Raw genomic sequence first — 11,756 nt, forward strand, 5'->3', positions numbered from 1 at the left:
CTCGCGGAGCGTATTGCCGGGCCGACCCTGACCGAAGAGGCGAAGCGCCTGCGCGCCGAGGTCGAGAAGGAATGCGGCGACGACGCCGATATCATTATCGCTGACGGACGCTTCCGTTTCATCGCAGGCATCATGGAGGCCTGCCATCGTCAGAAGCGCGAGGTCTCGACGACGCTCACGCAGCGCATCGACGCCGTCGCGCTCAACCGCTTCCTCGGCGTGCCGGTCTTCCTCCTCGCGATGTATCTGATGTTCCTTTTCACCATCGTGGTGGGCGGAGCCTTCATCGACTTCTTCGACAAGGGCGGCGAAGCGCTGTTCATCGATCTGCCTCAGCAGGGGCTCACCGCCATCGGCGCGCCGGATTTCGCCCAGGTGTTGGTGAAGGGCTTCGGCAGCGGCTTGCAGACTATCGCGACATTCGTTCCGATCATCGCCTGTCTCTTCCTGTTCCTCTCCATCCTTGAGGACTCGGGCTACATGGCGCGCGCGGCCTTCGTGATGGACCGCGCCATGCGGGCGATCGGCCTGCCCGGCAAATCCTTCGTGCCCTTGATTGTCGGCTTCGGCTGCAACGTCCCCGCGGTCATGGCGACGCGCACGCTCGAAACGCGGCGCGACCGCATCCTCACGATCATGATGGCGCCGTTCATGTCCTGCGGGGCGCGACTGCCGGTCTTCGCGCTCTTCGCGGCGGCGTTCTTCCCGTGGAGCGGACAGAACATCGTTTTCCTTCTCTACATCATCGGCATCCTGTTCGCGGTGATGACCGGCCTCATCCTCAAGCACACGCTGCTTCGTGGTGAGGTCTCGCACTTCATTATGGAACTGCCGCCCTATCACGTGCCGACGGTGCGGACGGTAGTCATTCAGGCGTGGCAGCGGCTCCGCCGGTTCATCCTCAACGCGGGCCAGATCATCGTGCCGATGGTGATGGTGCTGAGCGTCCTCGCGAACATGGGCACCGATGGCAGTATCGGCCGCGAGAACACCAAGGACTCCGTCCTCGCTTCGGTCAGCCACGAACTGGTTCCTGTGTTCAAGCCCATCGGCCTCACGGACGAGAACTGGCCGGCCGCCGTTGGGCTGTTCACCGGCATCTTCGCGAAGGAAGCGGTCGTCGGCACGCTGAACGCCCTTTATTCGCAGGTCGACGCGACTGAGGGCGAAGGCGGCGAGAAGACGGCGGAGGAAAGCCCGACCGTGCTCGACAAGCTGGGTGAAGCGGCTGCAACCGTACCGACCAACCTCGCCGAGATAGGTGGCAAGTTGCTCGATCCGCTGGGCATCGACGTCGGCTACGTTGGCGATTCGACAGCGGCCGCCGAGAGGCTCGAAGTCAACAGCCAGGTGTTCGGTGCCATGCAGTCGCGCTTCGACGGGATGGCGGGCGCTTTCGCCTACATGCTGCTGATCCTGCTTTATGTGCCATGCGTGGCCGCTCTCGGCGCGATCCGCCACGAGGTAGGCCTGCGCTGGACCGCCTTCGCGACGGTCTGGACGACCGGCACTGGCTACATCACGGCGGTGTCGTTCTACCAGATCGCAACATACAGCCGCGATCCAGCGACAGCGCAGAACTGGCTCATGACCTGCGCGCTCGTCTTCTGCGTTGCCGTGCTGTCGATGTGGCTCGCCGGTTTCGCGCAAGGGCGGCGCATCGCGGCGCTTCCGGCGGAGTGACGGTGGCGGCATGATCACGCTATCCGAACTCGGCCGTTACCTGGAGAACCGGGGGCAAGCGACGCTTTCCGAGATGTCGATCCATTTCGGCTCGTCTCGGGATGCCGTTCGCGGCGCGCTCGATCTCATGGTTTCAAAGGGGCGCGTTCGGAAATTGCCCGTTTCGCAAGCGCCGTGCGGCTGCGGGTGCTCGGCTTCCTGCGAATGCGTTGAAGTGTTCGAGTGGGTGGGGCCGAAGTCTGGCTCCGCCCGCTGACCGGATCGAAAACACCGGCCTTGTTTGGGTCAAAGCAGGTTGGTTTCCCGCCGCCCAAGGTCGAAGGGGCCCGGACGTCCTGAAGCGGCGCGAGGCCTGGTTCCGACAGTTCGCCGCTACGGCCGGGCGCGAAGAGACCAGCGTCTCCGCGCGGGCATCCCGCACGTCACTGGAACACGACGACCTTCGTCGGCGCGTTGCGACGGACAGGAATGGTCGCGCCGGATACGACCCAGCCTGATCGGATAACGCTTTAGAATCAGGGGTTATTGCGGTCCTTGCGATCCCGCCATTTGCTCGCGAGGATGCTGCAAGGGATGCAAATGTCAGAATCGGACCACTAATTCTAACGCCGCGTAGTCGTCTGCTCTGAGGCCCTTCACCGAAGGGCCTCAGGCGCCAGATAATCAGGCTGCGCTAGGGGAGCGTTTGCCACGCCCCTTCGTGGCTGCTTTCGCGGCGGGCGCAGGCACAGCAGCCTTTCCGTTGGCCTTGGCGGCGTTGCGCTGTCCGAGGCCCATGCTCTTGGCGAGGTTCGAGCGCGCTGCTGCGTAGGCTGGCGCTACCATCGGATAATCGTGCGGCAGGCCCCATTTCTCGCGATAGTCTTCGGGCGAGAGATCGTAATGGGTCTTGAGATGCCGCTTGAGAGATTTGAACTTCTTGCCATCCTCAAGGCAGATGATGAAGTCCTGCGTCACGGATTTCTTGACGGGGACCGCGGGTGTCAATTCCGGCTTCGCCGGTTCGACGCTCTGCGTCGCGGCCTTGCTGAGGGCCCCATAGACCGAAACAATGAAGTCCGGAAGCTTGTCGGCGCTGATCACGTTGTTCGCGACATAAGCCGCCACCACATCCGCCGTGAATGAGGTCAGTTCGATTTCGTTGTTGTCTACCATAGTGTCCCAGGCTTCTGCTGTTGGCGCGAAAGTAAATTTATCTAGGTCGCACCAGTTTATTTTTCGTCAGGATCTTGTCGCCTCTTACAGATAAGCGCGCGTGATGTGTAGCTGATTATGCATCGTCCTGCATATTTTTGTGGATGGCGCATCAAATGACGGCCATGTTGATTCGGATCATGCAGCGGAGTTATGCTCTGGATAAAGCCCGGTTGCATTTCTAGCGTCCGCTTGCCGCCAGATAATCGAACAGCAACGCCGCTCGCGAAGAACGCGAAGATGGGCAAAGCGTGAGAAATATCGGACAAGGGGACTTATCAACCCATTGAGTTCTTCACTCGGGGAAGGATAGTCGGGAGGGTCAGCACGGCTGGTGCTGGTGCAGCATGGATGGGGCAAGAAATGCCTGCGCCGCAGCGGGTGCGCGCTCTTTCGCGCCATTGATGAAATACACGAACACGTCGCGCCCGCCTGCCGCCCATCCTTCGGCGCGCTTGCGCCATGCCTCGATCTCACCGGTGGTGTAGCCTGCCTCGTCGGCGCGCGCCCTCATCAGCCGCATATAAACGAAATCGGCGGTCGACTCTTCGATCAGCGGATAGTCGTTCGAATCAGCGAACACGATGGCGGCTCCGGCCTTCGCCGCGAGATCGGTGAAGGCGGGCGTGCGAAAGCTCTCGTGGCGAACCTCCAGCGCGTGGCGCAGCGGACGACCGCCCGCTTCGCGCGGCAGGAGCGCGAGAAACGCCGCCATGTCGTCGGCGTCGAATTTCTTCGTCGGCGCGAATTGCCAGAGGATCGGCCCGAGCTTGTCGCCCAGTTCGCCGAGCCCGCTTGAGGCGAAGCGCTCGACCGACGGCCCGGCCTCGGCGAGCACGCGCTTCATCACAGCGGCGCGCGGGGCCTTCACCGAGAACACGAAGCCGTCCGGGGTTTCGTCGCGCCACTTAGCGAAGGTGGCGGGCGTCTGCGTGCGGTAGAACGTGCCGTTGACCTCAATCGAGGTGACGGCGCGGCTCGCGAACGCAAGCTCGCGCGCGTGCGGCAGCCCCTGCGGATAGAAGAGGCCGCGCCACGGCTCATAAGTCCAGCCGCCGATGCCTGCGCGAATGACGGAGTTGCGTGCGGTCATGAGCCTGAAACGCGCGAGGCCTCGACACGGTTTCCTGCGCGCTCCACCGGCGCGAAGTCGCCCCGCGCCCACGACACGAAAATCCCGAGCCATTCTTTCGTGGCGATGTCGATGCGATGGAGCCCCTCCGACGCGCGCCCGAAAGGCTGCTGCAGGTCGCCGTGGCCGCTCGTCAGATAGCCGACGGGCCACGGCACCACACGGAAGCCCTGCGCCTCGAACAGCGCGGCCGCGCGCCGCATATGGAACGCGGACGTCACGAGAATCCAGCGCTGATCGGGCTTCGGCTGAAGCATGGCCGCGCTCAGTTCAGCGTTTTCAAGCGTGTTGCGCGAGCGGTCTTCGAGCCGGAGGCGCGGCGTCACAACGCCGAAGCCTTCAAAGAAGCGCTGCGCGGCGTCCGCCTCGTTTGGCGTGTCGCCGAGTTGCAGGATCAGGCCGCTTCCGCCCGAGAAGATGACGGGCAGATCGGGGTGTCGCAAGGCGAGCCGCAGGGTTTCCGTAACCCGCTCGACGGACGGTCCCAGCGGGATGGCGCCTCCCTCGGTCGGGATCGCTCCCGAAACGCCGCCGCCGAGGACGATAATTCCGGCTGCTCCGGCGACATCGCGTTCCGTGCCCCCCTTCACCTCGTGTTCGAGCGGATGAAGAAGCCAGTTTGCGAGCGGCGAGAATGCGGCGAGGACATAAAAAAACGTCGCGGCAACGATCAACCGAAGCGCAACAGCGCGTCTTTGCAGGACGAGCAGCCCGATGCCCAGCACGAGAAGGATTGCGATGAAGTTTGAGGGCTGAAGCATCATCCACGCCAATTTGGAAACATAAAACATTGCGTTCGCCGCTTTCAATCCGAGGCCGGAATAATTCCGTACATGAAAATGCAGCACTTTCCTGGAAATGCCATGACATTCGGCCAGATTTCCCCGGATTCCGACAAGATAAACGCCGATCGAGCGCGGCCATCCTTTGCCGTGTAATAAGACATCTGCGCTACGCCCGCGAGGACCGTGGCTCAACGTGCCACACCGCGAAGCAAAAATCTTGACGCGGGCATCTCGGGTCTTCTGCGAATTGCTCCGGTTCTGTACAGCTGACGTTCAGGAAGGGGGGGCTATTGTCCGGCTTTCCCTCCGCCCGGCAAAGCTCTCGTTCGGGTGGGCAATTTTCCGCAAGGCTCATGGCACAATATCCCGTTTTCTTCGACCCTCGGAACAAGCGCGCGGGGCATGTCTCTCGCATCGCATGGGCGCTCGCTATCGTGAGCAGCATCGCGGGGGTGATCTTTCTTTCAAGCCTTTTCGTCTTTCGCTCGTTTCCAGAGGCCACGCAGACGCAGCAGCGCTTTGCCGTGCTGAACGACGTCGCGAAAGCGCCATATCTTCTGCCACAGGCGCGCAGCCTCGCCTATGCGGCCCAGGCCGACAAAAAGAAGACCCGGCACCCGCAGCATCCCTTCTCGGCCGCCGCCGCGAAGGCGAAGGCAACGAAGGTTGCGGGTGAAGGGCGGGAGAAGCCGCTCACCATCGGATATTACGTGAACTGGGACGACTCGAGCTTCGCGTCGCTCCGCGCCAACATGCAGAGCCTCGACTGGGTCGCGCCGAGCTGGCTGTTTCTTCAAGGCCCCGACATGGAGCTGAAAGAACAGGTTGACGACAAGGCGCTCGATCTGATCCGCCGCGAAAAGCCAAGCATGGCGATCATGGCCATGATCCAGAACGCTTCGGGCGCGCAGTGGGACGGTCCAGGCCTCGGTCGACTGCTCGCCGATCCTGAAAGACGGAAAGCCCGCATTGACGCCATGCTTGCGTTCCTTGATGAGCACAAGCTTCAAGGCCTCGTGTTCGACCTGGAGCAGGTGCCGGACAACGCGCACAAGGATTATCTCGCGTTTCTCGGCGAAGTGCGCGCCGCGTTTCAGCCGAAGGGGCTTATCGTATCCGTCGCGGCTCCGTTCGACGATCCGCGCTGGAATTACAAAGCTTATGCCAAACTCACCGATTACCTGATGCTCATGGGCTATGACGAGCATTGGGCGGAGGGTGAACCCGGTCCGATCGCGTCGCAATCGTGGTTCTCGACGCGCCTCGCGCTCCGCATGCGCGACCTCGACCCGGCGCATACCATCGTCGCGGTCGGCAATTACGGCTACGACTGGACGGTTGGCAGCAAGGCCCCGGCCGAAGATCTCACGTTCCAGGAGATCATGCTCGCCGCGCGCGATGCGCGGGCGACGGTCGATCTCGACCCGGCCACGCTCAACCCGCGCTTCTCTTATATGGAAGACGGGCAGACGCATCGCGTCTGGTTCATGGATGCAGTGACGGCTTACAATCATCTGCGCGCGTCGGACAGATACCGCCCGGCCGGATACGCGATCTGGCGGCTGGGGTCTGAAGACCCATCGTTGTGGCAGGTGCTGCCGCGCAGCTACGGCGCGCCGCCGCCCGCCTCACTCGAAACCATCGTTCCCACGGCGGACGTAAACTTCATCGGCAAGGGCGAACTTCTTCAGGTTGCCGCCGATCCGAAGGCCGGCGCGCGGACCTTCAAGACCGACGAAGCAAACGCGACCATCGTCGGGGAAAACTACACCGCAATGCCGGCCTCTTTCGTGATCCGGCGCATGGGGGACGCTCCTGGCAAGATCGCGCTCACGTTCGATGACGGGCCAAGCCCCGAATGGACGCCGAAGATTCTGGATATCCTGAAGGAAAAGAACGCGCGCGCCACGTTCTTCATCATCGGCGAAAACGGCGCGGCTAATCCGAAGCTCTTGCAGCGCGTGCTTGCGGAAGGCCATGATCTCGGCAACCACACCTTTACGCATCCGAATATCGGCGAGGTCTCCGATAGCGTCGCGGCCATCGAAATCAACGCAACGCAGCGGCTCATCGAAGCGCTGACGGGCCGGTCGACGCGGCTGTTCCGGCCTCCTTATTTCGGCGATGCGGAACCCTCGACCGCGCAGGAAATCGGTCCGTTGGAAGTTGCCGAACGGCTCGGTTACGTCACTGTGGGGCTCAAGGTCGATCCCGACGACTGGATGAAACCCACGGCCGACGAGATCGTGCAGCGCATCGTCGCGCAATCGACTGACACTGACCCGGAGAGGCGCGGCCAGATCGTGCTTCTGCATGATTCGGGCGGGGACCGCACAACCACAGTGGCGGCCTTGCCGCGCATCATCGACGAGCTTCGCGCGCGCGGCTTCGAGTTCGCGACGGTCTCGGAAATGGCGGGCTGGTCCAGGGACAGGGCGATGCCGCCCGTGCCCGCTGACGAGGCCGCGTCTGTCTTCAATCGCTACATGTTCTACACGCTGAACCTGTTTCAAAACACGCTGACGACGCTGTTCATCGCCGCCATCGCGCTCGGCCTCGGTCGTCTTGTGGTGCTGTGCGGGCTTGCGGCATACGGCAACCGACGCAGGAAGCGGCGCGCCGATCCGCCCTATGCGGATGGCCTGTCCGTGTCGGTGCTGATCCCCGCTTTCAACGAGGCGAAGGTCATCGCCGCCTCGATCCGGCAGATCCTCGCCAGCTCGCACCAGAAGCTTGAGGTGATCGTTATCGACGACGGCTCGACCGATGGCACGGCGGATGTGGTGCGCGGCGAGTTCGCGGACGATCCGCGCGTTAGCCTGATGCATACGCCGAACGGCGGCAAGGCGCGCGCCATCAACCTCGCGCTGGCGCAGGCCACGGGCGACATCGTCGTCGTGCTCGACGCGGACACTCAGTTCGAGCCGCTGACCATCTCGCGGCTGGTGCGCTGGTTCGCCGATCCGAAAGTCGGCGCGGTGGCGGGCAACGCGAAGGTCGGCAACCGCATCAACGTGCTGACGCGCTGGCAGGCGCTCGAATACATCACGGCGCAGAACCTCGAACGCCGCGCGCTCGCGACGCTCGACTGCATCACGGTGGTGCCGGGCGCCGTCGGCGCGTGGCGTCGCGAGGCAATCATGGGGCTCGGCGGCTTCCCGTCGAACACACTCGCCGAGGATCAGGACTTGACCATTTCCGTGCAGCGCGCGGGGTACAAGGTGCTGTTCGATGCGGACGCGCTCGCGTGGACCGAAGCGCCCGATACGCTGGGCGGTCTTGCGAAGCAGCGCTTCCGCTGGGCATTCGGAACGCTGCAATGCCTCTGGAAGCATCGCAGCGCCAACCTCAACCCGCGCTATGGCGCGCTCGGCATGATCGCGCTGCCGCAGGTGTGGCTGTTCCAGATTGCTCTGGCGCTGATTTCGCCGCTGGTGGACCTGCTGCTCCTCGTGCAAGTCGTGCGGACCGGCATCGACTACTTGCAGCACGGCTCGCAGTTCAATTCGGAAAACTTCACGATCACGCTGACCTACTACGCGGTGTTCATGGCCGTGGATCTTTCGGCCGCGCTGATCGCGTTCCTGCTGGAAAAGCGGGAGGACCGTTCGCTGCTCTGGTGGCTCGTGCTCCAGCGGTTCGGCTATCGGCAGGTGATGTATTATGTGGTGGCGAAGTCGGTGGTGAAGGCGCTTCAAGGCCGCGTCGTCGGCTGGGGCAAGCTCGAACGCAAGGCGACGGTGCGGGCGATGGAGCCGCGCGAGGCAGATGCGCGCCCGATGCCGCGCGACGTGGCGCCCGTGCCGAGCCCCGCCATCGTGCAAGCGCCGGTCGACCGGTTGGCGGAGCATACGCCCGCGACTTGATGATGCGTGCGCGGCGCGACCGCCGCGCGCTACCCCCCGCGTGGGCGGGGAACGAGATTCCCTCAAACGGGCTGTGGATTCCTAGAAGCTATTGCCAGGAGCCGCCTTACCCGACCATAGCCAAGCTATTATCTTCATGATAGGTGAAAGAAAACATCCTTTCACGATTCGGCTCATGACATTTGTATCAACACTTACCGACCATGAGTCTTATTTCCATAGCCATAGGGATGGGAACAGTTTTCGCGTCTCTACGCAAATTGGCTACGACGATGTTACCAATCATATTTTTTACCTAGTAATTGATTTGGATGTGATCCCAGCTTGGGATTATGAGTTACGATATAGCATAGAAGAATATGATGATAATTCAGAGGTGTTTTGCTCGTATTGGGACAGAGCCGAGGTGTGCGCATTTATCGGTTCGAACGATCGAAAAAAAATATTAGATTCCCTGTTGTGCCTTGTGCGACACTTGGTAAGCTTGGCTAATCCCGATGCTGTGACAATGTGCATTAAGGACAATGGCAGGATACCTCATAAAGATGCGCGGGTATTAGAGGTTTTTAAATTTTGCGGGTACAACGTAGAGGCGTATGATCCTTATTTGGGAGTCCGTGTCTTTCGGATGGAACGTAAGGCGCATTAACATGTTAGAGTTTATGAGTATGGGAAAAGGGGAGAACCATGACGCGAGAAAAGCAGATTGAGTTCTTGGCTAAGGCCAGAGAACGAGCAGAGCTGCGTGCGCGAGAATGGCACGCTGATCCCAAAGTCAAGTCTGCTGCGAAGGCAGACTACATGGCAACTTTGGACATGCTTCGCCAGGCGGAAAAGCGCAAGGTGAACGCCTAAAAGGTTCCACACCTAGGTCGATGCTTAAAGCCGCGCCGGTTGCGCGGCTTTTTCGTTGTCTTATTTCGTTCAGGCGTGCGCGGTCGGCCGCGCCCTATTGCGGAACGACCGTTCAAAATGACGTGCTTGAGATTTGAAAAACGGCTGTCTGGTTGATTGGAAGGTCGAAGACGGCGCGAACACCCCAGCGGGAGTTTCGCGCCGTTTTCCTTATCTTCGTCTGTCTATTGTAATCGCGAGGCCGCTCAGGTCTATGTTAGCCAGCAACCCGACCTGCCTGCCGTTGAGTTCCAGCACCGCGCCCTTCTGGTTGGTCAACACGATCGCGCGTGCGCCACGGCCGACCGCAAGTCCCGCGCCCGCTGCGCCATAGACGCCCTCGACATCGCGCGGCGACCGGATGTTACTCACCCGTCCGTGCAGCACGGTTTTCGATCCGCCGAAAACGAGGCCGTAATCCAGCCCTCCGGTTGAGAGCGCAAAACGCCTGCCTTGAAAGGTGAGAGAGCCGCTGCCACCGGAGCCACCGATGATCCAACCAGCCTTGTAGATTGTAAGCGTTACCGTTCCACTGTCTGCGTAGCTCGTTGAGGACATGCCAACGAAGGCAGCAAGCGCAATCGCCACGGCGCGAGCGGCCGATAAAAGTCTCATGTTCAATTTTCCCTGAATTTCTTGAGTGTTTGTTTGATTACCTGAAATCTTTGGCTAGAATAAGACGCAATATATTCACATCGGCGGTGTGCTCACGGAAGTGAGCCGCTTGAGCGCGCTAAATCAAGGCGATGTTTTCGTAAAAAGCGAGGCCGCGAAAAACTTCGCGGTGGAAACGAAGTGCGAGAAGCGGGCGCGATTTGACGCAAATAAGCTGCTCGAAGACAGAAGATTATAATGCTGCCTCGTGTGGAAAAAATTGTGCGAGCGAAGGGTGGCTGAGCCGTGATTGGCCGAATCGTGCGCTACAGCGGTGCGCCGCGTGTCTTTTCGGCGCACCGCTGTAAAACGTGAAGCGCGCTTAATAAGTCACGACGATGCGCGTGTAATCGCTGTCGCTGACGAGGCCGTAAAGCTCGCGCGCGTCCTCCGGGTGCAGACGGATGCAGCCATGCGAGACGGGGCGTCCGAGATTGCCGATGTCATATGAGCCGTGGATCGCGTATCCGCCGTGGAAGAAGATCGAATAGGGCATCGGCGAATTGTTGTACTTGCTCGACCGATGGAAGACGGCGAGTCGCTGCGGGCTATAAACGCCGTTCGGCGTGTTGTAGCCGCCGCGCGCGGTCGAGACGGGCCATGAGTAGTAATGTTCGCCGTCGAGATAGACATACATCATCTGCCGCGACTTGCTGATGCGGACTTCCACATCGGCTTGCGCAACAGAAAAAGATACGCTGCAAGCGACGACGCTCGCAACGGCGACGGAAATCTTGCCCATCGAGATGCCCCACAACCGGAATACTGTGCCCGCGAAGTAGCGTAAGCTGCTTCGCCTCAGATTGAAGCTGACAGATTATTCGCCCTCGCTTCAAAGCCTCGATGCACGTCCAGCCGGAACACGCATCTTGCCTTAATGCCAGAGTTTACGCTTCGCTTGTTAAAGGAAGATTGAAGCCGAAAGTTCCCAAGCCGCGAAGCGTCACCATCACGATTTCCGGCGGCACGAGGAAGCGCACGGGCAGGCCGGAGAGACCGAGGCCGCTCGACACCACCATGTGGCGGCCGCCTTGCTTGATGTGGCCATAGGCCAAATCCGCATTTTTTCCGCTGTACTGCGCTGGCAGGCCAGGGCGCCCGACGAACGGAATATAGACCTGTCCGCCATGTGTATGTCCGGCGAGCGTCAGCGCGACGCGTTTCGGAGTCACGCGGAAAATGTCGGGTTCATGCGTGAGGAGAATGAGCGGGTCGTCGCCGGTGACGGCATCGAGCGCGGCTTCGATGTCGCGGATGCCGTTCGTCGGCGAGACCATTTGATCGGCAACGCCAGCCAGCCAGAACGGCGTGTTGCGATGCGACAGCCTCACCGCGCGGTTTTCGAGAACATCAATCCCTGCCTTTTCGAACGCACGCCGGATCGCCGACGCTTCGCCGGATATCCAGTCATGATTTCCGAGCACCGCGTGCACGCCGAGCGGCGCGGAAAGCTCCCCAAGCGCTGCAACCCATTCCCTGACCGGTACCGGCCGCGATACGAAGCGCGGGCGCAGCGCATTCACGTAATCTCCGAGCAGCACGATCATG

Annotated in this window: 10 protein-coding genes and 1 pseudogene; 5 read left to right on the forward strand and 6 right to left on the reverse strand. The window is 61.2% G+C overall.

The annotated features are described in order from the left end of the window. The 3 genes and pseudogenes from feoB to T281_RS18825 all read left to right on the forward strand — a co-directional run. A partial coding sequence (feoB, locus tag T281_RS12780) for a ferrous iron transport protein B (protein WP_037239608.1) occupies window positions 1–1,683 on the forward strand: 1,683 nt, incomplete at its 5' end. A 10-nt stretch (window positions 1,684–1,693) separates the two neighbouring features. Continuing rightward, window positions 1,694–1,939, forward strand: a complete 246-nt coding sequence (locus tag T281_RS12785) for a FeoC-like transcriptional regulator (RefSeq protein WP_052037456.1) — start codon at window positions 1,694–1,696, stop codon at window positions 1,937–1,939. A 111-nt stretch (window positions 1,940–2,050) separates the two neighbouring features. Then, window positions 2,051–2,163, forward strand: a pseudogene (locus T281_RS18825) (IS630 family transposase); the annotation flags it as partial. 183 nt (window positions 2,164–2,346) lie between these two features. On the opposite strand, the gene T281_RS12790 reads toward T281_RS18825, so the two are convergent. The 3 genes from T281_RS12790 to T281_RS12800 form a co-directional block, all read right to left on the reverse strand. Next, window positions 2,347–2,838, reverse strand: a complete 492-nt coding sequence (locus tag T281_RS12790) for a Ros/MucR family transcriptional regulator (protein WP_037239623.1) — start codon at window positions 2,836–2,838, stop codon at window positions 2,347–2,349. A gap of 361 nt (window positions 2,839–3,199) precedes the next feature. After that, window positions 3,200–3,970 (reverse strand): DUF72 domain-containing protein, encoded by a 771-nt coding sequence (locus tag T281_RS12795; RefSeq protein ID WP_052037457.1) that lies wholly within the window; start codon window positions 3,968–3,970, stop codon window positions 3,200–3,202. Next, window positions 3,967–4,800: a YdcF family protein gene (locus T281_RS12800; RefSeq protein ID WP_155955236.1), complete on the reverse strand. Its 834-nt coding sequence runs from the start codon at window positions 4,798–4,800 to the stop codon at window positions 3,967–3,969. Before T281_RS12800 ends, T281_RS12795 begins: the two co-directional genes overlap by 4 nt. Before the next feature lie 347 nt (window positions 4,801–5,147). Here T281_RS12800 and T281_RS12805 point away from each other — a divergent pair, with 347 nt between their 5' ends. Both T281_RS12805 and T281_RS18830 read left to right on the forward strand, forming a co-directional pair. Next, complete coding sequence (locus tag T281_RS12805) at window positions 5,148–8,660, forward strand: trifunctional glycoside hydrolase family 18/polysaccharide deacetylase/glycosyltransferase family 2 protein (protein ID WP_037239626.1); 3,513 nt, start codon at window positions 5,148–5,150, stop codon at window positions 8,658–8,660. Between the two features lie 687 nt (window positions 8,661–9,347). Continuing rightward, the gene (locus T281_RS18830; protein WP_155955237.1) at window positions 9,348–9,515 is read left to right on the forward strand and encodes a hypothetical protein; all 168 of its coding nucleotides are present in this window, start codon (window positions 9,348–9,350) and stop codon (window positions 9,513–9,515) included. 210 nt (window positions 9,516–9,725) lie between these two features. On the opposite strand, the gene T281_RS12810 is transcribed toward T281_RS18830, so the two are convergent. The 3 genes from T281_RS12810 to T281_RS12820 all read right to left on the reverse strand — a co-directional run. Then, window positions 9,726–10,169 (reverse strand): hypothetical protein, encoded by a 444-nt coding sequence (locus tag T281_RS12810; protein WP_037239629.1) that lies wholly within the window; start codon window positions 10,167–10,169, stop codon window positions 9,726–9,728. Window positions 10,170–10,530: 361 nt separating this feature from the next. Beyond that, entirely contained in the window at window positions 10,531–10,950 is a 420-nt protein-coding gene (locus T281_RS12815) for a L,D-transpeptidase (protein WP_037239632.1), read from the reverse strand. 145 nt (window positions 10,951–11,095) lie between these two features. Further along, window positions 11,096–11,756, reverse strand: a 661-nt coding sequence (locus T281_RS12820) for a metallophosphoesterase (RefSeq protein ID WP_052037459.1), incomplete at its 5' end; no start/stop codon positions are given.

Origin of the sequence: Rhodomicrobium udaipurense JA643, assembly GCF_000636015.1 — a bacterium.
In the GTDB taxonomy this organism is placed as follows: Bacteria; Pseudomonadota; Alphaproteobacteria; order Rhizobiales; family Rhodomicrobiaceae; genus Rhodomicrobium; species Rhodomicrobium udaipurense.